This is a genomic window from Streptosporangium sp. NPDC001681 (assembly GCF_040298085.1).
Classification (GTDB): domain Bacteria; phylum Actinomycetota; class Actinomycetes; order Streptosporangiales; family Streptosporangiaceae; genus Streptosporangium.
Genome location: NZ_JBEOZN010000142.1, coordinates 1 through 24,180 on the forward strand (window position 1 = coordinate 1; position 24,180 = coordinate 24,180).

Annotated in this window: 18 protein-coding genes; 10 read left to right on the forward strand and 8 right to left on the reverse strand. The window is 70.6% G+C overall.

Annotated features, from left to right (window positions below):
* The first annotated feature begins 1 nt into the window (after nucleotide 1).
* The 5 genes from ABT130_RS40000 (at nucleotide 2) to ABT130_RS40020 (ending at nucleotide 6,314) form a co-directional block, all read left to right on the forward strand.
* The gene (locus tag ABT130_RS40000) at nucleotides 2-2,884 is read left to right on the forward strand and encodes a glycoside hydrolase family 3 protein (protein WP_502992243.1); all 2,883 of its coding nucleotides are present in this window, start codon (nucleotides 2-4) and stop codon (nucleotides 2,882-2,884) included.
* A 162-nt stretch (nucleotides 2,885-3,046) separates the two neighbouring features.
* Nucleotides 3,047-3,913, forward strand: a complete 867-nt coding sequence (locus tag ABT130_RS40005; protein ID WP_350911777.1) for an aldo/keto reductase — start codon at nucleotides 3,047-3,049, stop codon at nucleotides 3,911-3,913.
* A 288-nt stretch (nucleotides 3,914-4,201) separates the two neighbouring features.
* Nucleotides 4,202-4,807: a hypothetical protein gene (locus ABT130_RS40010; protein WP_350964639.1), complete on the forward strand. Its 606-nt coding sequence runs from the start codon at nucleotides 4,202-4,204 to the stop codon at nucleotides 4,805-4,807.
* A gap of 132 nt (nucleotides 4,808-4,939) precedes the next feature.
* Nucleotides 4,940-5,737: a hypothetical protein gene (locus ABT130_RS40015; RefSeq protein WP_350964642.1), complete on the forward strand. Its 798-nt coding sequence runs from the start codon at nucleotides 4,940-4,942 to the stop codon at nucleotides 5,735-5,737.
* 97 nt (nucleotides 5,738-5,834) lie between these two features.
* Complete coding sequence (locus tag ABT130_RS40020) at nucleotides 5,835-6,314, forward strand: TIGR00725 family protein (RefSeq protein WP_350964645.1); 480 nt, start codon at nucleotides 5,835-5,837, stop codon at nucleotides 6,312-6,314.
* Between the two features lie 175 nt (nucleotides 6,315-6,489).
* Here the strand turns inward: ABT130_RS40020 and ABT130_RS40025 are convergent, their stop codons facing one another.
* A complete protein-coding gene (locus tag ABT130_RS40025) occupies nucleotides 6,490-6,957 on the reverse strand; it encodes a hypothetical protein (protein ID WP_350964648.1) in 468 nt (155 codons plus the stop codon).
* A gap of 589 nt (nucleotides 6,958-7,546) precedes the next feature.
* On the opposite strand from ABT130_RS40025, the gene ABT130_RS40030 reads away from it, so the two are divergent.
* Complete coding sequence (locus ABT130_RS40030) at nucleotides 7,547-8,629, forward strand: GRAS family protein (protein ID WP_350964650.1); 1,083 nt, start codon at nucleotides 7,547-7,549, stop codon at nucleotides 8,627-8,629.
* Nucleotides 8,630-8,702: 73 nt separating this feature from the next.
* On the opposite strand, the gene ABT130_RS40035 is transcribed toward ABT130_RS40030, so the two are convergent.
* The 4 genes from ABT130_RS40035 to ABT130_RS40050 form a co-directional block, all read right to left on the reverse strand.
* Nucleotides 8,703-9,200, reverse strand: a complete 498-nt coding sequence (locus tag ABT130_RS40035; protein WP_350964652.1) for a S26 family signal peptidase — start codon at nucleotides 9,198-9,200, stop codon at nucleotides 8,703-8,705.
* On the reverse strand, nucleotides 9,197-11,038 hold the full coding sequence (locus tag ABT130_RS40040; protein ID WP_350964655.1) for an ABC transporter ATP-binding protein: 1,842 nt from the start codon (nucleotides 11,036-11,038) through the stop codon (nucleotides 9,197-9,199). Before ABT130_RS40040 ends, ABT130_RS40035 begins: the two co-directional genes overlap by 4 nt.
* Nucleotides 11,035-11,571, reverse strand: a complete 537-nt coding sequence (locus ABT130_RS40045) for a TlpA disulfide reductase family protein (RefSeq protein ID WP_350964657.1) — start codon at nucleotides 11,569-11,571, stop codon at nucleotides 11,035-11,037. Before ABT130_RS40045 ends, ABT130_RS40040 begins: the two co-directional genes overlap by 4 nt.
* Nucleotides 11,572-11,641: 70 nt before the next feature.
* The gene (locus tag ABT130_RS40050; RefSeq protein WP_350964660.1) at nucleotides 11,642-11,818 is read right to left on the reverse strand and encodes a hypothetical protein; all 177 of its coding nucleotides are present in this window, start codon (nucleotides 11,816-11,818) and stop codon (nucleotides 11,642-11,644) included.
* A gap of 134 nt (nucleotides 11,819-11,952) precedes the next feature.
* Here ABT130_RS40050 and ABT130_RS40055 point away from each other — a divergent pair, with 134 nt between their 5' ends.
* Complete coding sequence (locus ABT130_RS40055; protein WP_350964662.1) at nucleotides 11,953-14,967, forward strand: AfsR/SARP family transcriptional regulator; 3,015 nt, start codon at nucleotides 11,953-11,955, stop codon at nucleotides 14,965-14,967.
* 40 nt (nucleotides 14,968-15,007) lie between these two features.
* Here ABT130_RS40055 and ABT130_RS40060 read toward each other — a convergent pair whose 3' ends face one another.
* From ABT130_RS40060 to ABT130_RS40070, 3 genes are read right to left on the reverse strand one after another with little or no spacing between them, the layout of a single operon-like run.
* Nucleotides 15,008-15,907, reverse strand: a complete 900-nt coding sequence (locus ABT130_RS40060; protein ID WP_350911801.1) for a carbohydrate ABC transporter permease — start codon at nucleotides 15,905-15,907, stop codon at nucleotides 15,008-15,010.
* Entirely contained in the window at nucleotides 15,904-16,926 is a 1,023-nt protein-coding gene (locus ABT130_RS40065; RefSeq protein ID WP_350911803.1) for an ABC transporter permease, read from the reverse strand. Before ABT130_RS40065 ends, ABT130_RS40060 begins: the two co-directional genes overlap by 4 nt.
* Entirely contained in the window at nucleotides 16,919-18,613 is a 1,695-nt protein-coding gene (locus tag ABT130_RS40070; RefSeq protein WP_350964665.1) for an extracellular solute-binding protein, read from the reverse strand. Before ABT130_RS40070 ends, ABT130_RS40065 begins: the two co-directional genes overlap by 8 nt.
* Nucleotides 18,614-18,826: 213 nt before the next feature.
* On the opposite strand from ABT130_RS40070, the gene ABT130_RS40075 reads away from it, so the two are divergent.
* The 3 genes from ABT130_RS40075 (at nucleotide 18,827) to ABT130_RS40085 (ending at nucleotide 23,976) form a co-directional block, all read left to right on the forward strand.
* Nucleotides 18,827-20,032, forward strand: coding sequence for an ROK family protein (locus ABT130_RS40075; protein WP_350911807.1), 1,206 nt, complete (start codon nucleotides 18,827-18,829; stop codon nucleotides 20,030-20,032).
* 171 nt (nucleotides 20,033-20,203) lie between these two features.
* Nucleotides 20,204-22,975, forward strand: a complete 2,772-nt coding sequence (locus ABT130_RS40080) for a glycoside hydrolase family 3 C-terminal domain-containing protein (RefSeq protein ID WP_350964668.1) — start codon at nucleotides 20,204-20,206, stop codon at nucleotides 22,973-22,975.
* On the forward strand, nucleotides 22,972-23,976 hold the full coding sequence (locus ABT130_RS40085) for a LacI family DNA-binding transcriptional regulator (protein ID WP_350964670.1): 1,005 nt from the start codon (nucleotides 22,972-22,974) through the stop codon (nucleotides 23,974-23,976). The genes ABT130_RS40080 and ABT130_RS40085 overlap by 4 nt, the downstream gene beginning before the upstream one ends.
* The last annotated feature ends 204 nt before the right edge of the window (nucleotides 23,977-24,180 follow it).

The following is a 24,180-nucleotide window of genomic DNA, read 5'->3' on the forward strand; positions in this document are numbered from 1 at the left end:
CCTGACCCTGGGGTTGTGCGCGGCCCCGGCCCGCGCGGCCTACGAGTACCCCTTCCGTGATCCCGCACTCCCGCTGAGCCAGCGCGTCGACGACCTGCTCGGCCGGCTCACCCAGGCCGAGAAGATCTCCTGGCTTCACCAGTACCAGCCCGCGGTGGACCGCCTGGGCATCGGGCTGTTCAAGACCGGCACCGAGGCGCTGCACGGCGTCGCCTGGTCCACCGACATCGACAACGGCGGCAGCGTGGTGACCGCCGAGGGGACCGTGTTCCCGCAGGCCGTCGGCCTGGCCAGCACCTGGAATCCCGACCTGATCAAGAAGGTCGGCGCCGCCGTCGGCGACGAGGCCAGGGGCTACCACGCGGAGAACCCCCGGCTGTGGGGCCTGCAGCTCTGGGCGCCGGTGGTCAACCTGCTCCGCGACCCCCGCTGGGGCCGCAACGAGGAGGGCTACTCCGAGGACCCGCTGCTCACCGGCGCGATCTCCACCGCGTACGGCTCGGGCATCCAGGGCGACGACCCGGACCACCTGCGGGCGGCCCCGGTGCTCAAGCACTTCCTGGCCAACAACAACGAGGTCCGCCGCGACACGACCTCCTCCAGCCTGCGCCCGCGCGTCCTCAACGAGTACGACGTCCCGGCGTTCAAGACCGCGCTGCAGGCGGGCGCGGCCACCGGCGTGATGACCGCCTACAACCTGATCAACGGGCGGCCCGCCACGGTCACCGACCTCAACTCCACGGTCAGGACCTGGACCGACAGGCCGCTGTTCAACGTCTCCGACGCCGGCGGGCCCAACAACCTCACCGGCTCCCAGGGCTACTTCGCCACCCAGGCCGAGGCCGCCGCCGCCATGCTCAAGGCGGGCGTGGAGAGCTTCACGGTGAACGACACCAACGCCGCCCCGACGGTGGCCGCGGTCAACGAGGCGCTGACGCGAGGGCTGCTGACCCAGGCCGACATCGACACCGCGGTACGCAACATCCTCGGCATCCGGTTCCGGCTCGGCGAGTTCGACCCGGACGGCGGGCCGTACGGGAAGATCACCAAGGACGTGGTCGACAGCCCCGCGCACCGCGCGCTGGCCCGGCGGACCGCGGCCGAGGCGGCGGTGCTGCTGAAGAACTCCGGGAAGACCCTGCCGCTCAGCCCCGCCAAGAAGGTCGCGGTGGTCGGCCCGCTGGCCGACACCCTCTACACCGACTGGTACTCCGGCAGGCTGCCCTACAAGGTCACCCCGCTCGCCGGGATCAGGGCGCGGTCCGCCGCCGCCGTCACCAGCGAGGGCGTCGACCGGATCGCGCTGAAGTCCGGCGGCAGGTACCTCACCGCGGGCACCGGGGCCGGTGCCGACCTGAAGCTCTCGGCGACCACCGCGGGCGCGACCGAGCAGTTCGACGTCTTCGACTGGGGCCAGGGGATCGTCACCCTGCGCAGCGTCGCCAACGGCAAGTACGTCAGCCGGGCGAACTGGTCCACCCTGGTCAACAACCAGGAGCAGCCCACCGGCTGGTTCGTCCAGGAGCAGTTCAAGCTGGAGGCGCAGGCCGACGGCACGACGCTGCTGCGCTACGCCGGCTACGAGACCGCCTACGACTGGTTCGGCCCGAACAAGTATGTCAAGGCCGCGGCCGACGGCACGCTCAGCCTGACCACAGCCGAGGACGCCACCCGCTTCGAGAAGGAGACCGTGCGCAGCGGGATCGCCGAGGCGGTCGCGGCGGCGAAGGGCGCCGAGGTGGCGGTGGTCGTGGTCGGCAGCATGCCGTTCATCAACGGCCGTGAGGACCACGACCGGACCGACCTCGGTCTCGCCGAGGGACAGCGGGCGCTGGTGGAGGCGGTGCACGCCGCCAACCCGAACACCGTGGTCGTGCTGGAGAACAGCTACCCGACCACGATCGACCGGCTGCAGGAGAAGGTCCCGGCGATCCTGTGGACCACGCACGCCGGAGCCGAGACCGGCAACGCGCTGGCCGACCTGCTGTACGGCGACGCCAACCCGGCCGGCCGCCTCACCCAGACCTGGCCCAGGGCCGGTGCCACCCTGCCGGACATCCTCGACTACGACATCGTCAAGACCGGTGCGACCTACCTGTACTCCAAGGCCAAGCCGCTGTACGCCTTCGGCCACGGCCTGAGTTACACCACGTTCGGCTACCAGGGCCTCAAGGCCACCGCCAGGAGCGGTGGGTACGAGGTGAGCGTCAAGGTGACCAACACCGGCTCGCGCGCGGGCGACGAGGTGGTCCAGCTCTACACCCACCAGCACGCCTCCCGGGTGGAGCAGCCGGTCAAGCAGCTGCGAGGCTTCCAGCGGGTGCGGCTGGCCCCGGGGGAGTCGAAGACGGTGCAGTTCTCGCTCAAGACCACGGACCTGGCCCTGTGGGACGTGACCAGGGGTCGCTTCGCGGTGGAGCCGTCCACCCACGACGTCATGGTCGGCTCGTCCTCGGACGCCATCCGGCAGCGCGTGACCGTACGGGTGGACGGCGAGCGGATCGGTCCCCGCGATCTCACCCGGCCCACCCGCGCCGCCGACTTCGACGACTACGCGGGGGTCGAGCTGGTCGACGAGACCAAGGTCCGCGGTGACGCGGTCGGCGCCTCGGCGGGCGAGTGGATCACCTTCGAGGACGTGGACTTCCGGGCCGGGGTCACCGGCGTGCGGCTCGGGGTCGCGGCGGGTGCCGCCTCCTCGGTCGAGATCCGGCTCGGCTCCCCGACCGGCAGGCTCGCCGGGACCGTGCCGGTGGCCGCCACCGGCGGGATCTACTCCTGGGCCACGGCCGCTGCCCCCGTCACTGGCGTACGGGGCAAGCAGGACGTCTACCTGGTCTTCAGGGGCGCCCTGCGGGTGAAGGAGGTGACCTTCACCCGCTGACCCGGCTCCGACCCCGGCTACGGCCCGCTCCCCGAGGGGAGCGGGCCGTACGTGGTTGAAAGCGGTTTTCCGGGTACGGGCGCTGAAAAGGGAAGCATCGGCCCAGGTAGTGCGTTGTGGCCGTTTCGAGCCGTGATTTCGATCAATTCTGAGGAGAACACCATGACGAGTACGGAACGTCCCGCCGAGGCGTCGGGCCAGTTCGCCATCGGGGGCGACCTCACGGTCAACCGCCTGGGGTACGGGGCGATGCAGCTCACCGGGAAGGGCGTGTGGGGGGAGCCGAGCGACCCCGAGGAGGCGGTCCGGGTGCTGCGCCGCGCCGTCGAGCTGGGCGTCAACTTCATCGACACCGCCGACTCCTACGGCCCGTTCGTCTCCGAACTGTTGATCAAGAAGGCGCTGCACCCCTACCCCGAGGACCTGGTCATCGCGACCAAGGCGGGGCTCACCCGGTCGGGCCCCGACGACTGGCGCCCGGTCGGCCGCCCCGAGTACCTGCGCCAGCAGGCCGAGCTGAGCCTGCGCCACCTCGGCGTGGAGCGGATCGACCTGTTCCAGCTGCACCGCATCGACGCGAAGGTGCCCCTCGCCGACCAGGTCGGGGAACTCGCCCTGCTGCAGCAGGAGGGCAAGATCCGGCACATCGGCCTCAGCGAGGTCAGCGTCGAGCAGGTCGAGGAGGCGGGCAGGTTCGCGAGGATCGTCTCGGTGCAGAACCTCTACAACCTCGCCCAGCGCGACGCCGAGCCGCTGCTGGAGTACTCCGAGGCCAACGGCATCGGCTTCATCCCGTGGTTCCCGCTCGCCACCGGCAAGCTGGCCGAGGAGGGCGGCCCGCTCGCCGAGGCGGCCAGGGCACACGGCGCCACCCCGTCCCAGCTCGCCCTGGCCTGGCTGCTGAAGCGCTCCCCGGTGATGCTCCCCATCCCCGGCACCTCGAAGGTCGCCCACCTGGAGGACAACATCGCCGCCGCGGGCGTCGAACTGACCGACGACGAGTTCGCGGCCCTGTCCAAGGGGGCCTGAGACGGATGCCGCCTGTCGTGGACCCACCACGACGGGCGGCTCCGTTCAGAAGCACGCGATGCGACGATCGCCTGATGCTCGGACGGCCAGAGCGCGGCGCCGTGGTTGACGGCTCTCATGAATCAGCGTGGGGACGGGGCGGTGTGGCATGGCCCGCAGGAACATGTCACCGAAGCCGCATGCGCAGCCGTGCGAGGACCGCTCGGCGTGCCGGGCCATTCCGTCGATGACACCGCGCTACAAATGAAGCCGCAGAGATTTACAAGTGGGGACCAGTAGGTTCCCGGCATGAGAAAACGATCTTCCATCCTCGCCGTCCTGGCCGCCGCCGCCGTACTCGCCGCTCCCGCCACAGCCTCGGCCACAGCGGCAGGGGTCTCCTCCGGCTCGTCGGCTTCGGGGACCAATGCCTTCTCCTTCCAGGGCATGAACCTGAAGATCCCCGCCGGCTGGAAGGTGCACCGTAACGGGAGCAGCGTCGTAGTGGTGACCGGACAGTGCAAGAGGCCGGAACCCTTCGCCCCGAACTGCCAAGGGTTCTGGGTGTTCGGCGCAAAGGCGATCACCAAGGTCCCGGTCGGGGGTGGTTTCCTCACGTACACCGGCAAGGAGCAGTTCTATCCCTTCAGTGGAGTGGTGCCCTGTCCGTTCAACGCCAAGACCAGTTGGTTCCCTGGTGAGAAGGCCACCTCGGCAGGTCTGCACCAGGTCGGACGCGGCCACAAGGCGAAGTACACCGCCTGGCCCAACCAGTGCGTGACGAACAACGGTGGCCGGCGGACGGCGAGCTTCACTCAGCGGGAGTGGTTCCTGCCCTCGTCGAAGATTCTGGTGGTGGACGTCTGGAACACACCGGGGCTGTCGAACGTGCTCAAGAGCGCCACCTGGAGCTGACCGCGAATCAAGTGCCGGACCAGGGCGTCCGGCACTCCCAGTGCGCCGGGCCGTTTGATCGGTAGCCCCACCCCGGTTTCCACGTCCGGCGCGACAAGGTCAGGCACACGGACGACAATGAGAAGAGAGATCTTGACGACTTCCGAAAACGGCCAGGCCGGGGTCTTCGCCATGACCCGGCTGTTCTCGATCGTGCATCTTCGCTCATCGCTTCTGATGTCCCTCGGCGTCACGGTGTTGATGGTCGTGGGTTTGCGGATCATGTTCAGTGACTGGGAGCAGGGCCCCGGCGCTGCCTGGCTCATCTCCCTCGGCATACCGGTCGGGGCACTGCTGGTGCTCTGGCTCATCTTGGCGGTGATGCTGCGGCCGCAGGTGTACCTGCGGGACATGAACCAGATGCTGGCCGGCCAGAGTTGGGCGCACTGGCACTACGACGAGGCCGACTGGAAGGCCGCGAACGACATCGAGAGGCGCCGTGACCGGCGAAACTCGTACACGACCTTGCTGGTCATGATGGCCATCGGTCTGGTGAGCGTGGTAGTCGGGTTCGCCATGAGCGATGACACGGCTATTTTCGCCGGTGCGTTGATCACCGCCATAGGGCTCGTGGGCATGGCGATCGCGACAACCACCACCCTGATGACGCGCAGCCGCCCGCAGGGCGAGATCTACATCAGCCCGCTCGGTGTCTACCGTCTGCCGGGCGGGTATGCGGTGCTGTACTCGCCTGGTGTCAGACTGCACGAAGTGGATTTCGTCGAGGCCAACAATGAGATCCCCGCATTCTTGCGGTTCACCGGGATGGTGCAGGGCAGGTTCGGAGAAACATCGTCGAAGCTCGCCGACGTCGCGGTGCCCTCCGGAGGTGAGGACGAGGCGCGGGCGTTGGTCCAGCGCTTCCAGACTGAAGTACTCAAATCGCGCTGACGGGTCTCACCTCCGGCGAGCTCGCCACCACCATGGTGTCGATGTACGACCGGCTCGATTCGTCCCGGTGGTCGCCGCCCGCTGGAAAGGTCTCATCGTGACGATTCAGATAGCGGTTTGCGGTCCGCGTGACTGCACCGGCGAGGACGAGTCCAATGCCCGCGAGATCGGCCGGCTGCTGGCGGAGCGCGGCGCGGTGGTGATCTGCGGTGGTTACACGGGAGTCATGGCCGCCGTGGCGTCCGGCGCCCGCTCGGCGGGCGGGACGGTGGTCGGCATCCTGTCCCGAGCGGACCGGGAGCACGCCGGCCCGGACCTTTCCATCGTGATCCCGACCGGCGTCGGGGAGGCGCGAAACAACATCATCGTCAACTCGGGTGATGCTGTGATCGTCGTCGGTGGATCGTGGGGCACCTTGTCGGAACTGGCGCTCGCGATGCGCCACGGCCGCGCCCCGGTGGTCCAGCTCGGCGGCTGGCGGCTACTCGACGGTGCGGGGCATCCGGTCGCCGGCGTCAGGTACGTCTCGTCCCCGCAGGAGGCGCTGGCGGCCACCGGGCTCTGGCCTGACCACTGACTCCTTTGGACATTGCCCGGCCGGGCAATGTCCAAAGGAAGGGCCCACGCTCACGCCCCGCTGTACCCCCGTCGGCCAGTTCGCCGATCGCGGGGAACGAGCCACCGCGGCCGGGGTGTTCCCGTGGGCCAAGTCCGCGTCGTGGCACCTGTCGGTACGAAAACCGTGGACGAGGTCAGCCGCGGGCGCGGTTGACGGCGGTGGAGACCGCCAGCGGGATGGCCAGCAGGCCCAGCAGGGTGAGCTGGGTCATTCTCGCTTTCAGGCCTACGCATTCCGTGGGGTCGTCGCCGACCCAGGGGATCAGCGTCCCGATGGGCGGGCCGCAACTTCCGACCGGCCACAGGACCAGCGCCAGGATCAACGCGAAGAGCAGGACCAGCCAATGCTGCGCGCCGGACGACTCCAGTTCGGGCTCGAAGCGGCGGCGCCACTGGCCGTAGGCCCAGAAGTAGAACGCGAGCGCGAGCAGGTTGAAGATCGTCAGGGACGTGCCGGGGTGCTCCCAGAGCAGCACGAAATGCGCCGCGGCCACCGCGACCAGGACGGCGGTGAACCACCAGGCCAGGTGCCAGGGCACCGTCCACGGGCCGATCCGCGCCCACCCGGTCGCCTTCTCACCGCCGTCGCCCCTGTTCCGCATGGCGACGAGCATGACTCATGCCGCTTGTGGGCGACTTGGAACCGGATAGGGCGGCGATCGACTCGCGGGCGAGACGGACTGGGAACCGCGTCATCGCGATGTGCCGATCCGCCGCCGGTCCGGGCACCTGGTCGACGGTCCTGCTGAGGCCCGAACATCGCCTGGTGTGCTCCATCGGAGTACTAAGCCGATTCCAAAGCGCATACAAGTCAATTCCAAGAGTGCTGTCCAACTATGCGCTTGACGAGGAGAAAGCAGGCGGGAAGACGTTTTCCCGGCTCAGGGATCTTCTCGTGGGGGCCGACGTCATTCTTTCACGGAAAAGTCACCGGGAGAAACGAGAGGCAGCACGTACGGATCGGTGCGTAGTGGTCCCATTCGAAATCGAGATTCACTCCGACCATGAACCCAAATGGGCGCCCGAGCCGTCAGACGACCGGCTTTACCGGCCGTGCCCTGCTCCCCGAACGTGCCTGGCAGCGCAGCGGACGTGTACCGCGGCCTGGCCCCCTTCCGGAGTACGGCGGAAAAGACACTCGCGGCCCATGCCACCGGGCAGCCGTCATGCACAGAAGTAAAGAGGACCAACGTGAGTGTTCATGCATTCGACATGCTGTGCCGCGCCGTGGAAGAAACGGACGCGGGCCGCACTGACACCGCCCGGCGCTGGCTGGACAAGCTACGCGACCTGATCGCCCCCGAGAAAGTGGGCGATGACTTCCTCTACCTGCTCTACCACGACGCCTTGGCCCGTCGGCTCGGCACTCACCAGGATGAGCGGGACAATCTGTATCTGTGCCGTTTCGAGCGGCCGCAAATCGAGTTGTTCGACCTGGTGGCCGAACACCTGCCGGTGGTGATTCTGGCCGGTCGTATCGGCGGTGCGCTGCTCGCCGGTCACCTCGCCGGGCGGGACACGGCCACCCTGATGTCGGTGGGCATCGGCTCGGGAGGCCAGGAGGCGGCGGTGCTCGCCGCGCTCGCGAGTCGCGGCCAGGCACCCGGGCGGCTGACGGTGATCGGGGTGGACCCCGCAGTGGGCAGCCTCCACCAGGCCGAACGATCCATCCGCGACACTCGTGTCCCGCTGGACTTCCATCAGGTGCCCCGCTTCGCCGAGCACATGACCGACGAGGACTGGGAACTGGTGCGCCGAGCACCACGCCCGCTGGTGGTGAACGCCGCATTCGCGCTGCACCACCTGCGGGACACCGCGTCCGGCGCCGACGAGAGGAACACGTTCCTGGCGAAACTGCGCGATGCGGAGCCGGACGGCGTAGTGCTGTGCGAGCCGGACTCCGATCATCATCGGGTGGCACTGCCCGAGCGGTTCCACAACTCATGGCGGCACTTCCACGCCGTCTTCCGGCTGATAGACGCGCTGGACGTCTCGGTCGCCGACCGTAACGCGATGAAGCTGTTCTTCCGGCGTGAGGTGGTCGACATCGTCGGCATGGCGGACGACGAGGAGCGCTACGAACGTCACGAGCCGACCGAGACATGGCTCGCACGACTGCGCGAGGCCGGTTTCCGGCCGATGCCCGCGCCCGCGGAGTCAGTGTCGGAACCGATCCCTCCCGCTTTCGTCCGCCAGGATCCGGACAGTGTGCGCATCGGATTCGACGGCGAGTCGCTCCTGTCCGTCATCCACGCGGTGCCGGCGCACGGGTAGGTGATGGCCGACCGGCACGGGCCGGCAGGTCCGTGCCGGTCGCGGGCGCTGTGCGGCCTACTGCCGGGCCTGGCTACGGGCCGGGATCCGGCCATGGCGGCGATCCCGACCGGCGTCCGCGGCCGGTGACGACCTGGTCCGTGACCCGCTCCTGGGCGCCCAAGCGGCGGGACACCACACCGAGCAGCCGCCCCCCGGAGAAGTAACCGAACCTCCGGGAGTCGACGCTGGCGGCCGGGTTGTCACCCAGCAGCACCAGGCAGCCCGCCGGGACCCGTGCGCCGGGGGCGGCCCGCGCGGCAGCCGCCACCTCCCCGGGCACCGGGTCGCCGGGCACGGCGGCCGCGCGCTTGATGATCCACTGCCCGGGGGGCACCGGATCCGCCATCACCACGACCTGCCCCGGGCGGACCGCGGCCAGGGACGCCCGGCGGATCAGGAGCCGCTCGCCCTCCCGGTAGGTGGGTTCCATGCTCACCCCGTGTACCGTCACCACGAGGAAGCGCCGCCGGGTCCAGAGCAGGCCCGCCAGGACCGCCGTGGCGAGGACGCCCAGGAGCGGCCCGGTCACGGCTCCGCCCCGATGACGGCGACCTCGTCCCGGTAGCCGTCCGCCTGGAGACGGAACAGCCGTGCGTACGGGCCGTCCGCCCGGTACAGCTTGTGGTGGTCGCCCCGCTCGGCGATCCGCCCGTCCTCCAGCACCACGATCAGGTCCGCGTCGCGAACCGCGCCGAGCCGGTGGGAGATGAGCAGGCTCGTCCGGCCCGCCCGCAGCAGCCGCAGCCGGCGGTGGATCTCGTGTTCGGCCTGGGCGTCCAGCCCTGCACTCGGCTCGTCGAGGATCATCATGTCGCAGTCGTCCCGGAGCAGCGCCCGGGCCAGTGCCAGGCGCTGCCACTGCCCGCCGGACAGGACCACCCCGGTGACCGGGTCGTCCCTGTCCGCCTCCATGAAGAAGGTGCGGCTCAGCATGGTGTCGTACCCGTGCGGCAGCCGCCGCACGATGTCGTCGACACCCGCCCGCTCCGCGGCGGCCACGATCCGCTCCCGATCCTCGATCGCGGTCAGGTCGCCGAGCCCGATGTTCTCCGCGGCGGTGAAGTCGTAGGACATGTAGTCCTGGAAGACCACTCCCAGCCGTTTCCTGAGATCGACGGCGGGCACGTCCCGCAGATCGATCCCGCCCCAGTGAATCGAGCCGGATGTCGGCTCGTAGAAACGGCACAGGAGTTTCACCAGCGTGCTCTTCCCCGCCCCGTTCAGGCCGACCAGGGCCACGGTCGACCCGTGGGGAATGGTCAGGTCCACCCCGCGCAGGATCCACGGATGGTCCTCGCTGTAACGGAACCAGACATCACGCAGCTCGATGTCACCGGCCGGGGGGAGCCGCCGGGGCCGGGCCGGCGGCGGTAGGTCGGGCTCCAGCCGCTCGACGGCCAGGTAGTGGCCGAACATCAGCAGCTCCTGGTGGGTGTAGGCCGCCTGCTCGGCCAGGGAGGTCAGCGACGCCTGCACGGAGGCCACCGCCACCACGAACATGGAGATGTCCCCCGCGGTGCCCGAGCCGTTCAGCGCCGTACCGATCGCCATGACCAGCCCGGCCCCCGCCGTGCCCGCGCTCACCAGGCTCAGCGCCGCCTGCGTGATCAGCTCTCGGCGGTCCAGTCGCCGGTGCTGCCCGTTCGCGCGCACCCGCTCGGCCCGCATCCGCCCGCGGAGGAAGTCGCCGAGCCCGAAGAGCCGGATCTCCTTGGCCGCCTGCACGTCGCCGAGCAGCCGGCCGTAGAAGATCTCCCTGCGTTCGACGGGGCTGATGTTCCACATCAGCCGGGCACGGCGGCGGCTGAGGGAGATCTCCGCGATCAGCGTGGGCACGGCGGCGCCCAGCACGGCCACGGTGATGATCGGGCTGATCACCGCGAGCGAGGCGACGAAGCCAAGCACCGTGATCACGCTCTGGGCGATGCCGAGCGTGCCCTCGACGATCTGGCCCGGCGTGTGCCGGGCGGCCTGCTCCGCCAGGCGCAACCGGTCCAGGAAGGCGGGATCCTCGAACCGCGACAGCCCGGTGAAGCCGTTCACCGTCGTGTACAGCCGGTCCTGGGTGCGGAGCGCGATCGAGCGGCCCAGCTCCGCCCGGAGGTAACGGCGCGCGTGCGGTATCGCGAGCGTCAGCGCCCCGACGGTGACCAGGATGATCGCCGCGGTCATGACGCGGTCGTTCTCGCCGGTCAGCCCGTCCAGCACGACCTTGGTCAACCAGGCGGTCGCGACCGGCGCGGCCGCGGTGACCACGGTGAGCGCCGTGTACCCCAGCAGCAGCCGGGGCGCTGCCTGCCACCCCAGGCGCAGCGCCGCGCCGAGCTCCCCCAGCCGCGACCGCCGGTCCTCTCCCCGTGCCGTCATGCCGTGACCGGGTTCGGCAGCGCCGAGAGGTCGAATCCCGCCGCGGTGATGACGCTCTCGCCGTCCAGGACGCAGAACGTGGGAAAGGCGCTCACCCCGAAGGCGGCGGCCACCGGCCCCCCGTGCGCCTCCACGACCACCCGGGAGACCCGGGCCAGCGCGACCTGCATGTCCTCGGAGTCGTCGGTGCCGGCGATCACCGCGAGTACCCGGCACCGGCCACCGGGCAGTGCCGCAGCGTACGCCGTGAACTTCGGCAGGTTCTCCGTGCACGGTTCGCAGCCGGGTGAGAAGAAACCGACGAGGGTGCCCGGTTCGAGCGCGTGGCGGGACACCGCCTCGCCGTCGGTGCTCAGCGCGTCGAAGTGCCCGACCGCCGATCCGGCCTCGGGCAGGCGCGCGTCGCCCGCCCCGGACAGCCCGGCCAGCGTGCGGGCGTGTTCCTTCAGTCTCCGGACCACCGCGAGCAGCAGCATGAGGTTCAGCCCGCAGAGCACGCCCAGCATGACGACGGCAGCGGTCAGATAGGGCATCGTGTTCGTTCCTCTCCACTGGTGGCCCGCCGGCCGGCGGGAGTACCGGCCGGCGGGAGCGAAATCCGGGCTAGGGCCGGTAGATGCAGCTGCCGCAGACGATCACGTTGTCGTCGGGGTAGTAGCAGCAGTACCTGGAGTGCCGGGCGCCACATTGCTCGTAGTAGCAGGACGCGGCGTCCGCGTGCCCGGTGGGGACCAGCCGGCTCAGCAGCCGGTCGGCCAGGGCGCTGATCGATCGCACCATAGCTCTTCCTTTCTGTGCGTTCCGGAAACGCAGATCCGATCTTTGGTGGTCACTGGAATCATTGGCCTCCGCCGTAGAAGTGCCGTAGAAATGGCGTAGAGATTCTGTTCAGGCCGCGGCTGAGTGGAGATCGGTTGACATCGACGAGGTTCCGCTGCCTAGGGCCTCTGGAGGTGTGGGACGGCGACCGCTGGGTGTCACCCGGTGGGAGCAAGGTCCGCGGCGTGCTGGCCGCGCTGCTCGTACGGGCCGGGCAGAACGTGTCGGTGGACCACCTGGTCCACGAGCTGTGGGGGGAGGCGCCTCCCGCTTCGTGCCGGACGCTGGTACGCGGCTACGTCATGTCGCTGCGGCGGCTGCTGGACGACCGCGGGGCCGAGGTCATCCAGTCTCGCCACGGCGGTTACCGGCTGAACGTCGAGCGCGACGCCGTCGACGCGACCTGTTTCGAGGATCTCTGCGACGAGGGGATCCGGCTGCGCGCGCGGGGTGACCCGGATGGGGCCTCCCCGCTGGTGCGCCGGGCGCTCTCGCTCTGGCGCGGGCCGGTGCTGGCGGACGTGCCGGTGACGCCCCTGGTGGCCGCCTACGCCGGCGGGCTCGACGAGCGCAGGCTGGCGGCGCTCGTCTGGCGGATGGAGGGCGATCTCGAACGGGGACGGCCGGAGGAGCTCGTGCAGGAGCTCGTGAGCCTGGTGGCGGAGCACCCGTACCGGGAGGACCTCGCCGTCCTGCTCATCCGGGCCCTGCACCTGGCGGGACGGCGTCCGGAGGCGCTCAAGTTCTTCGCCGACCACCGGCGGCTGCTGCGGGAGGACCTCGGCGTCGACCCCGGACCCGAGCTGTGCGGGGTGCACCAGCAGGTCCTGCTCGACGAGCGCCGCCCGGTGTGGCGGGGGCGGATCCCGGCGCAGACCCCGCCCTGCCTGCCTGACTTCACCGGCCGGGAGAAGGAGATCGAGCACTGGACGGCGGTGCTGGCCGCGGACGACAGCCGGGCGCTCCGCACGATCGCGATCTCCGGCCGCGCGGGGGTGGGGAAGACCACGCTGGCCGTCGAGCTGGCGCACCGGCTCAGGAGGAACTACCCCGACGGCCAGTTGTACGCCGACTTCACCGGCCAGACCACGCCCGGCGCGGTGCTGGGGCAGTTCCTGCGTGCCCTCGGGGTGCCCGGCCCCGCCGTCCCCGAACCGCTCACCGAGCGGATCCAGCTCTACCGCAGCCTGCTCGCGGACCGGCGGGTCCTGGTGCTCGCCGACAACGCCGAGGCCGAGGCCCAGGTCAGAGCGGTCCAGCCGGGGGCGGGCGGCTGCGCGGTGCTGGTGACCAGCCGCAAGCGGCTGCTCGGCCTGGAGTCCGCCCACTTCGCTGATCTCGACGTACTGGAGCCCGGTGCGGCCCTCGATCTGTTCGCCAGGATCGTGACGGCCGGACGGGCCCGGGAGGAGCCCGGCGCCGCGCTGGAGATCGTCGGGCTGTGCGGTCAGCTGCCGCTGGCCGTGCGGATCGCCGGGGCGCGCGCGGCGACGCGACCGGGATGGCGGCTGTCCGCCGTCGCGGAGGAACTCCGTGACGAGACGTCGCGGCTCGACCTGCTGCGGGCCGGCGACCTCGATGTGCGGGCCGCCATCGGCACCTCCTACGCGGGCCTGGACCGGCCGCAGCGCCGGTTGTTCCGGCTGCTCGGGCTGCTCGACGTCCCTGATTTCCCGGCCTGGACCGCCGCCGCGCTGACCGGTGCGCCGGAGCGGGTCGCGGATGACTGGTTGCTCTCCCTGGTGGACGCGCGCCTCGTCGACGAGGTCGGCCCCGACCTCGGGGGGCGGCCGCGGTTCCGGCTGCACGACCTGATCCGGATCTTCGCCCGGCACCGCGCGGAGCGGGAGGACGACGCGGACACCCGGGGGGCGGCCCTGTCCCGGGTGTTCGGCGGGTGGCTGCTGCTCGCCGAGAGGGCCGACGAGCTGCTTCCCGCGCGTACCGTGGCGGCGTTGCGCTCCGCCGTGCCCCGTTGGCGTCCTGCCGCGGCCGAGAGCGTGGTGGGCGACCCGTTCGCCTGGTTCGAGGTGGAACGGCAGGCGCTCGCCGCCCTGGTGCGGCAGTCGGCCGCGATGGGGGAGACGGGGTACGCGTGGGGACTGGCCGCCGCCGCCCAGACCTTCTACGAGCTGCGCGACGCCTCCGAGGGGATCCGCACGCATCGGCTGGCGCTGGCCGCCTGCCGGGTGGTCGGCGACCGCCGGGGCGAGGCGGTCATCTTGCGCAACCTGGCCGATCTGCACTCCGGTAAGTCCGGAGCGGTGCTCGACGACAAGATCGAGTGGGCTGACGCGTCCCTCCGGATCTTCCGCGAGCTCGGTGAGCCGCGCGGTGCGGCGGACGCGCTGTACCTCTGCGGCGACACGTACCGGTTGCGGGGGGACTACGAGCGGGCCCTGTCCCGGCTCCAGGAGAGCGTCGAGATCGCCCGGAGCTGCGGCTACCCGCTCGGCGAGCTCCATGTGCTGCAGCAGTTCAGCAGCATCGACAGCGAGCGGGGGCGCTACGACGAGGCGCTCGGCCATGCCCGGCAGGCCATGGTGATCGTCGAGGAACTGGCCAGCCCGCGCGACGAGTGCGTGGTGCGCGCCCTGCTCGGCATGATCTGCAAGCGGCTCGGCCGGTTCGACGAGGGCGCCGAACAGCTCCGCCGGGCCGTGGAGAGGGCCCGCTCCTCCGCCGACCCCCTGATGGAGGCGCAGATGCTCGCCCATCTCGGGCAGCTCTACGCCGACCGCGGCCACCCCGACGCCCGCCGGACGCTGGAGCGGGGGCTGGCCGCCAGCTCCGCCTGCCACTACGAGCACGGCCAGGCAGTCGCGCTGCACGGGCTCGGCCTGCTGGAGAGCGAGGAGGGACGGCACGGGCAGAGCGTCGCTCGCCTGCTCGCCGCCGCGGCCCTGTGGGAGCGGCTGCAGAACGCCTACGGCAGGGCGCGCACCCTCGGGGCGCTCGGCGAGGTCTACGCGCGCAGCGGCGACCTCGCGGCCGCCCGCCGCACCCTGGCGGAGGCCCGCCGGGAGTACCGGCAGCTGGACAACGAGGCCGAGGTCGCCCGCCTGGACGCGCTGTCGCGGTCGCTCGGGGATCCGGCGGACGGCCGGTGAGTCCATCGGGTCACAGGGGCGGCCCCGGCACACCGCGCCGCTACCCCTTGATGGCGCCGATGATGACTCCCTTGGTGAAGTGGCGCTGGACGAACGGGTAGACGAAGAGCACCGGTAGCAGGGCGATGACGACGATGGCCATCTGGATGGCCAGGCTCGGCGGCAGGCTCTGGCCGGGGAGGGTGCCGACGCCGCTCTGGCCGACGATCAGGGACTGGCCCTGGAGGACGTACTGCCGGAGCACCACCTGCAGTGGCCACTTGGCGTTGTCGTTGAGGTAGAGGACGGCGTTGAAGAACGAGTTCCAGTAGCCGACCGCGTAGAACAGGCCGATGACCGCCGTGACGCCCTTGGACATGGGCAGCACGATGGTGCGCAGGATGCGGAACTCGTTCGCGCCGTCGATGCGGGCGCTGTCGGTCACCTCGTCCGGGATGTTCATGAAGAACGCCCGCATCACCACCAGGTTGAACGCGGTGACCGCGCCGGGCAGGATCAGCGACCAGTACGTGTCGATCAGCCCCAGCGAGCTGACCAGCAGGTAGTTGGGGATCAGCCCGGGGCCGAACAGGAAGGTCAGCAGGATCAGGAAGAGCATCGGCCGGTGCAGCAGCGAGCCGGGCCGGGACAGTCCGTAGGCGGCCAGCACGGTGACGGTCAGGCTGATGGCGGTGCCGACCAGGGTCACGCCGAGGCTGACCAGGACCGACCGGGTCACCACGCCGCCTGCGAACAGCTCCTGGTACGCGGCGAAGGAGAGCCCGCTCGGCACGGTGACCAGGCCGCCGGCCTCGGTCACCGCCTCCTGGGTGGACAGGCTGGTCAGCACGACCATGTAGATCGGGAACAGCACGCCCACCACGATGAGCGTCAGCAGGAGCCCCTTGAGGAGCGCGCCGACGCGGCTGGGCCGCTCGGCCCAGGGGGGAAGAGTCGTCATGATCGTTTGTAGATTCCCTGCTCGCCGAATCGGTGGGCGACCTTGTTGGCCACCAGGATCAGCACCAGTCCCACCAGGCCCTTCACCAGACCGGCCGCGGCGCCGTAGCTCCACTCGCCGGTGAGCAGCGTGCGCCAGTACACGAAGGTGTCCAGCACCTCGGCGGCGTCCCTGCCGACCGCGTCGCGCTGCAGGAAGAACTGCTCGAAGCCGACGTTCAGCGCCTCGCCGAGGCGCAGGATCAGCAGCAGCACGATGACCGGGCGCAGGCCGGGCAGGGTGATGTGCCAGAGCCGCCGCCAGCGGCTCGCGCCGTCGACGGCGGCGGCCTCGTAGAGGTTCTGGTTGATGGCCGCCAGCGCGGCCAGGAAGATGATCGTTCCCCAGCCGGCGTCCTTCCAGACCGTCTCCGCGGTGACCAGCACGATGAACGTGTCCGGATTCGTCATGAGATCGATGCCGCTGTAGCCGTGGTCCCTGAGCGTCTGCGAGAGCAGGCCGGCGCCGCCGAACATCTGCTGGAACAGCGTGACCACCAGCACCCACGAGAAGAAGTGCGGCATGTAGACGATGCCCTGGATGAACAGGCGCAGCCGGGGCCGTACCACGCTGTCCAGCAGCACGGCCAGCAGGATCGGCACCGGGAAGTAGAAGACCAACTGGAACGCGGTGATCGTCAGGGTGTTGAGCGTCGCGTCCCAGAAGCTCTCGTCGAACATCAGCCACTGGAAGTTGGCGAACCCCACCCACGGGCTGTCCGCGATGCCCACGTACGGCGAGTAGTCCTGGAACGCGATCACGTTGCCGAGCAGCGGGACATAGTGGAACACGATGAGCAGCCCGATCGCCGGCAGCGCCATCAGCAGCAGCTGCCAGTCACGTTTCAGTCGTGATCCGAAGGGTTGCGGGCGCGCCCGCCTTGTCCTCGAGCCCCTTTTACGGACATCCTTGGAGGTGCCGGTGCCGGCGGGTGAGGTCAGGTCACCCGCCGGCCCGGTCTTCGCGTGGTCGCTAAGCACGGCCGTTGTCCCGCAGGACCTTCAGGTAGAAGTCGCGGGCCTCGTCCCCGCCGTCCCGCCGCCACTCGTTGGCGATCTGCTTGGCGTCGCTCACCGGGCGACGGCCGCGCATGATGTCGGTGAACTTGTCCTCGGTGGGCACCTGCAGCCCGGAGTACTTCGACGGCCGCTGGATCCTGATCCCGTCGAAGGGACCCTTCTCGATGTAGGGGAAGGACGCGTTCTGCCAGTCCACGTTGAGCTTGACCGCGTCGGGGTAGGGCCAGTCCACATAGAGCGGGCGCCCGCCGAGGAAGCCGTAGGTGTAGGCGACCTCCTTGCGGCCGAGGTCGTTCGCCTCCGGGATGCCGTTCGCGCCCCGGGTGAAGTGCTTGCCCTCCACGCCGAAGTTGGCGAGCTCGTACTCCTTGGTCCCGTACGGCGCCGCGCACCAGTTGAGGATGGCGAGGATCTCCTCCACCTGCTCCTTGGGCAGCCCCTTCTTGACGAAGGTGAAGATGCCCGCCGCGGTGTTGTGGTACATGATCGGCGTGCCGCCGTCGTGGGCGAAGAGCGGGAAGGCACCCAGGCTGAAGTCGGGGTTCTTGCCCCGGTGCTGCTGGAGCAGTTCCTTCCAGCCGCCCAGGCCGTCGCGGTAGACGAGGATCTGCCCGGCGCCGATCAGGTCCTTCTCGTTGGCGCCCTTGCTGCTGACCACGTTCGGGTGGACCAGCTCCTCCTTGAAGACCTTCCGCATGAACTCCAGCATCAGCTCGAACTCGGGGGTCTCGTACTTGTGGACGAGCTTGCCGCCCTCGTACCGCCAGTCCTGCGGGATCCGGAAGGTCGGCCACATCACCTCGTGGATGCTGCCGAACGCCCAGCGCTTGGCCTTGGGGTCGGTGATCTCCTTGCCGAGCTGGAACAGCTCGTCGGCGGTCTTGGGGTTGGCGTTCCAGCCGTTCTTGTCGAACAGGTCCTTGCGGTAGAGCAGCGCGAAGGGGTACGGCTCGGTCGGGAACGGCACCGCCATGAGCTTGTCGTTCCAGACCGACCACTGCCAGGCGGCGGTCGGCAGGTTGGCCAGCAGCGGGTAGGGCGCGACCTTGTCGCCCTGCAGGTAGGGGGTGAGATCCTCGAACGCCTTGTCGACGGCGGTATTGAAGTCCGCCATCTTGTCGATCTCCCAGCTCGGGATGACCATGATCTCCGGGATGTCCCCCGCGGCGAGCCTGGCGATCGCCTTGTCGCCGTAGACGTTACCGTCGGTGATCTGGAACTCCACGGTGGCGCCGATGTCGGCGTTGACCGCCTGGAAGTAGGAGTTGCTCGCCAGACCGGGCGGCGGCGGGCCCCAGAGCGGGGTCATGGCCTTGTAGGTGCCGCCCTTGCCGGCCTTCTGGGTGAGCGCCGCGGTGGGGGCGGCCGGGTAGGAGGTGAAGCCGCCGCTGACGTCGGGAACTCCGGGCAGCGTGGAGACCGTGCCGGGAAGGTCGGGCTTGACGCCGGGGAAGGCGGTGTAGGTGGGGGTGAGGGACGTCAGCTTGTCCGCCGCGGCGGCCGTGGCGCCGCCGCTGCCCGGCCGGGGGCCGCTGGGCGCGGAACACGCGGCCAGCAGGCCGCCGCCGGCGACCGCGGCCGCGCTGAGCCCCACCAGGCCGAGGAAGCCTCGGCGGCTGGTCGTCGCGCCCTGGGGAAGATCTTTCACGGGGCGCTCCCTTCATTGGTTCGAGACGGATCGGGGGGTGTCGTGGAGCATGGCTCCGGGGTAGAATTAGTTCGTCTTTCGACCAAACAAATTAGTCGAGGGTGACCGTCGCCACAAGGGACCGCCGATCGCGGGCCGCCGGGGGGCGGTCACAGATTGGTGAACGATGGGGCATGATGGGGCCAGCCTGGCCGAGCGGGAGCGGGACTCACCTTGATCACATCTACGACTGACCCGCGTCCGGCCGATTTCGCCGACGTGCGGGCCACCAACCTCGCCGTCGTGCTGAGGTTCGTGCGCGAGCACGCGCCGTGCTCGCGGGCCGACATCGCGGCGTCCACCGGGTTGAACAAGGCGACCGTGTCGAGCCTGGTCGCCGATCTGATCGACCGTCGCCTGGTCAGGGAGACCGGCCTGACGGAGAACCGGGTCGGCCGCCCCGCCACGATGCTGGTGCTCGACGGCTCGCCGTACGCGGCGATCGGCATCGAGGTCAACGTCGACTACGTCACCGCGGTCGCGGTGGACCTGTCGGGGGAGAAACTGCTGTCCTGGCGGAGGTCCTTCCCCGGCGCCGCCGGCACGGCGGGGCAGGCGATGGCCACCGTCGCCGGGATCGTCCGCCGGGTGGTGAACCGGATGACCAAGCAGGAGCGCCAGGTCCTGGGGCTGACCGTGGGCGTGCCCGGACTGATCGGCACCGACGGCACCGTGCGCATCGCGCCCAACCTCGGCTGGCGCGACGCCGACCTCTGCGGCGACCTCACCAAGGCCCTGCGCGACCCGGGCTTCCCGGTCCAGGTCGACAACGACGCCAACCTGGCGGCCCTGGCCGAGCACCGCTTCGGCCCGCATGCCGGAACGGCCAACCTGGTCTACCTCACCGGCGAGATCGGGGTCGGGGCCGGGATCATCCTCGACGGCCGGCTGCGCAGGGGAGGCCAGGGGTACGGCGGTGAGATCGGCCACATCCAGCTCGACCCGCTCGGCGCCGAGTGCCGGTGCGGGCGTCTGGGCTGCCTGGAGGCCGTCGCCGGGATCGGCGCCGTGCTGGAGCACGCCACGATCTCGCCCGCCGAGGTCGAGCTCGAACTCGACGAGGTGGTGCGACTGGCCCGCGGGGGTGACCCGCGCACGCTCGGGGTCCTCGACACCGTGGGCCGCAACCTCGGCAAGGGCGTGGCGGTGCTGGCCAACCTGCTCAACCCCGAGGTGGTCATCCTGGGCGGTTACTACGTGCCGCTCGCGCCGTGGCTGCTGCCCGCGGTGGAGACCGAGACGCGGGGGCGCGTGATCGCGCCGGACGCCGGGGGCTGCCGGGTCGTCGCCTCCACGCTCGGTTACGGCGCGGGGGCGCTGGGTGGTGCCGCGCGAGTGCTCGACTCGGTGGATTCGGGCCGTTTGCCGCGGATCTCTTGACCTGGGCCGCACGGGAGTGCACCCTTCAGGGAAGCTCCGCTCGAAACACGCGCGTAACGCACGGGTGACGACCGGAGTTTTCCCGGACCGATTATCGAAGCGCTTCGACAGAGGCGTTTTTCCAGGACAGAAAATCGAAGCGCTTCGACGCTCTCAAAGGGATGGTCCCCGATGAACGAACCGTTCCGTGACCCGGAACTTCCCCTCGCGCAGCGGATCGCGGACCTGCGGGGCAGGCTCACGCTGGAGGAGAAGGTCGGGCTGCTGCACCAGTACCAGCAGCCGGTGGAGCGGCTCGGGCTCGGCCCCTTCCGTACCGGCACCGAGGCGCTGCACGGTCTGGCCTGGCTCGGTCCCGCGACGGTGTTCCCCCAGGCGATCGGGCTGGCCAGCACCTGGGACCCCGACCTGGTACGGCGGGTCGGCGAGGCCACCAGCGACGAGGTGCTGGCCTTCCACCACAAGGATCCGGCGGGGGCCGGGCTCAACGTCTGGGCGCCGGTGGTCAACCCGCTGCGCGACCCCCGCTGGGGCCGCAACGAGGAGGGCTACTCCGAGGACCCGTGGCTAACCGGTGTGATGGCGACGGCGTACGCCTCCGGCCTTCGTGGGAGCGATCCCACGGTGCTGAAGACCGCCCCCACCCTCAAGCACTTCCTCGGGTACAACAACGAGACCGACCGCTGCGTCACCTCCAGCGACCTGCCGCCCCGGGTGCTGCGCGAGTACGAGCTCCCGGCCTACCGGTCCGCGCTGACCAGCGGCGCCGCGGTCGCCGTGATGCCCTCCTACAACCTGGTCAACGGCCGCCCGGCCCACCTCAGCCCGCTGATCGGCGAGGTGCTGCGGGCCTGGGCGCCCGACGATCTCCTCGTGGTCAGCGACGCCTACGCGCCCGCCAACCTCACCGGCCTGCAGGCCTACCACGACGATCTCCCCGAGGCCTACGCGCACGCGATCAAGGCAGGGCTCGACAGCTTCACCCAGGACGACGACCGCACCGGGGCCACCCTCGGTCACATCCACGCCGCGCTGGAGCGCGGCCTGCTCGCCGAGGCCGACGTCGACCTCGCGGTCCGGCACGCGCTCTCCATCCGCTTCCGGCTGGGCGAGTTCGACCCCACCACCCCGTACGACGACATCACCGAGGCGGTGGTCAACTGCCCCGAGCACCAGGAACTGGCCCGCGAGGCCGCCCGGCGCTCGATCGTGCTGCTGCGCAACGACGGAGTCCTGCCGCTGACCTCGGTACGCAGGATCGCGGTCATCGGCCAGCTCGGTGACACCCTCATGGAGGACTGGTACTCCGGGACGCTCCCCTACGCGGTCACCGCCCGCGCCGGGCTCGCCGAGCGGTGCGAGACCGTCTTCTGCGAGGCGGTGGACCGGATCACGCTCTCGGTGGACGGCGGCCACATCGTCGCCGACCTCGACGGCGGGCCGCTCGGCATCGGTGCCGAACCCGGCCTGTTCGACCTGTTCGACTGGGGCGGCGGCTGCTACGCGCTGCGGGCCGTGGCGACCGGGCGCCACCTGTCGGTCGGCGACGACGGCGTGCTGGTCAACGACCAGCCAGGGCCCAACGGCTGGGAGGTGCGCCAGACCTTCCGCACCGAGGAGCGCCCGCGCGGCACGCTGGCGCTCCGGCACATCTCCACGGGCCGCTACGTCGCGCTGGACGGCGAGGTCCTCCGCCTGGTCGACGACGCCGACGCCGCCGCCTGGCTCACCGTGGAGCGGGTGGTCAGCGGCGCCGAGGCCGCCGCAGCGCTCGCCGCGACCGCGGACGTGGCCGTGGTGGTCGTCGGGGACCATCCGCTGGTCAACGGCAGGGAGACCGAGGACCGCCTGGACCTGGCGCTGCCCGCCGCGCAGCAGGCGGTGGTCGAGGCGGTACGCGCGGTCAACCCGAGGACCGTCATGGTGATCAGCAGCGGCTACCCGGTGACCTGGGACGGCGACGACCCGCCCGCGGTGCTGTGGTCCTCGCACGGCGGGCAGGAGTACGGGCACGCGCTGGCCGAGGTGCTGTTCGGCGACGCCGACCCCGAGGGGCGGCTCACCCAGACCTGGTACGGCTCCGCGTGCGAGCTTCCCGACCTGCTCGACTACGACATCATCGCCGCCGACGCGACCTACCAGTACTTCCGGGGCACCCCGCTCTACCCCTTCGGCCACGGCCTCAGCTACACCACCTTCGACTACACCGACCTGGCCGTCTCGGTACGGGGCGGCCGGCTCACCGCCTCGGCCACCGTCACCAACACCGGTGGCCGGGCCGGAGTGGAGGTCGTCCAGATCTACACCCGCCAGCGGAGCTCCCGGGTCAAGCAGGCGCTGCGCCGCCTGCGAGGCTTCGTCAAGGTGCGGCTCGCCCCCGGCGAGAGCACCCGGGTCGACTGGGACCTCGACGTTCGGGAACTGGCCTTCTGGGACGTCACCAGGGGCCGGTTCGTCGTCGAGGACGCGTCCCACAAGATCATGATCGGTGGCTCCGCGCGCGACATCCGGCTCTGTGCCTCCTTCCACGTCGACGGCGAGCGCATCCCGCCGCGCGACGCCTTCGCGGGCCCGATCGCCGCGGTGGACCACGACGAGTACGACTCGGTGGCGTTCGTGGACGCGGCCAGGGTCTCCGGCGACGCCGTGCGGTCCACCGCCGAGGGGGCGTGGATCGTGTTCCGCTCGGTCGATCTGGGAAAGGGGGCCGCCTCCTGCTCGGTCAGCGCCACCAGTGCCGAGGGCGGCGTGATCACCCTGCGCCTGGACGACCCCCTCTACGGCCCCGTGGTCGGCGACCTCCCCGTCCCCCGCGCCGGCCGCCATGACCTCACCGAGGTGCGCGCCGGGCTTGCGGAGCAGGGGGGAGTCCACGATCTTTATGTGGTGTTCGAGAACATGGGGATCACCATGGCCGCCCTGAGCTTCGACGAGACCGCATGAGCGAGCGGGCGGTGACCATCAGCGAGGTCGCCAGGCACGCGGGGGTGGCGGTCAGCACCGTGTCGTACGTGCTCAGCGGGAAGCGCGCGATCTCGGCCGACACCCGGCGCAGGGTGCTCGACAGCGTGCGGGTCCTGGGATACCACCCCAACGCCGGGGCGAGGGCGCTGGCCAGCAAACGGGCCAACGTCATCGCGCTGGTGCTGCCCCTGCGGGCGGGGATGCACGTCCCGGTGCTGATGCAGTTCGCCACCTCGGTGGTCACCGCCGCGCGGCGGTACGACCACGACGTGCTGCTGCTGACCGCCGACGAGGGGTCGGACGGGCTGCGCAGGGCGGCGGCGAGCGCGCTGGTCGACGGGCTGGTCCTGATGGACGTGGAGCTGCACGACAGCCGGGTGCCGCTGCTCAGGGAGCTCGCCGAGCCCAGCGTGCTGATCGGTTTCCCCGCCGACTCGGCCGGGCTGACCTGCGTCGACCTCGACTTCGCGAGGGCGGGCGCGCTCTGCGTGGAGCACCTGGCCGAGCGCGGGCACACCGAGGTCGCGCTGCTCGGTGCCCCCTCGGTCGTCTACGACCGGGGCACCGGTTTCGCCCGCCGCACCCGGGAGGGCTTCGCCGCGGCCGTGGCCGACACCGGCCTGAAGGGGGTGGCCCTGTCGTGCGAGGAGAACTTCGACCAGGTGTCCGCCGTGATCGCCGAGCTGCTGGACACCAGGCCGGGCCTGTCCGGGCTGGTCGTGCACAACGAGGCCGCGGTCAACCACGTGCTGGGAGCGCTGCGCCAGCACGGCAGGCGGGTGCCCGACGACGTCGCCGTGGTGGCGATCTGCCCCGACGACATCGCGGAACGCTCCAGTCCGCCGCTGACCTCGGTGCTGATCCCGGCCGAGGAGGTGGGCCGCCAGGCGGTCCGGCTGCTCATGGAGAAGCTTGAGGGCCATGTCGTCCCCGAGGACACCCTGCTCCAGCCGCGGCTCACCGTGCGCGACAGCACCTGAGAGCCCCCGTACGGCGGGATGGCGTCACCCGGAGCCCGGCGCGGGGAATGATGACGTCACCCGGAGCCCGGTGCGGGGAGTCCGGCGACGGGCTCCGGTAACGCCGGGGGGGGGGGGCGGGGCGCCGCTGGGGCGGCCGAGGGCGGGCTCCGGGTGGGGGGGCAGGCTCGCCGACAGCGCCAACGACAACGTGACCGAGGGCGA

Coding starts and splice junctions, on each gene's coding strand:
- ABT130_RS40060 (WP_350911801.1), bottom strand. CDS start 15,907: ATGACGACTCTTCCCCCCTGGGCCGAGCGGCCCAGCCGCGTCGGCGCG.
- ABT130_RS40040 (WP_350964655.1), bottom strand. CDS start 11,038: ATGACGGCACGGGGAGAGGACCGGCGGTCGCGGCTGGGGGAGCTCGGC.
- ABT130_RS40010 (WP_350964639.1), top strand. CDS start 4,202: ATGAGAAAACGATCTTCCATCCTCGCCGTCCTGGCCGCCGCCGCCGTA.
- ABT130_RS40025 (WP_350964648.1), bottom strand. CDS start 6,957: ATGCGGAACAGGGGCGACGGCGGTGAGAAGGCGACCGGGTGGGCGCGG.
- ABT130_RS40080 (WP_350964668.1), top strand. CDS start 20,204: ATGAACGAACCGTTCCGTGACCCGGAACTTCCCCTCGCGCAGCGGATC.
- ABT130_RS40085 (WP_350964670.1), top strand. CDS start 22,972: ATGAGCGAGCGGGCGGTGACCATCAGCGAGGTCGCCAGGCACGCGGGG.
- ABT130_RS40050 (WP_350964660.1), bottom strand. CDS start 11,818: ATGGTGCGATCGATCAGCGCCCTGGCCGACCGGCTGCTGAGCCGGCTG.
- ABT130_RS40005 (WP_350911777.1), top strand. CDS start 3,047: ATGACGAGTACGGAACGTCCCGCCGAGGCGTCGGGCCAGTTCGCCATC.
- ABT130_RS40045 (WP_350964657.1), bottom strand. CDS start 11,571: ATGCCCTATCTGACCGCTGCCGTCGTCATGCTGGGCGTGCTCTGCGGG.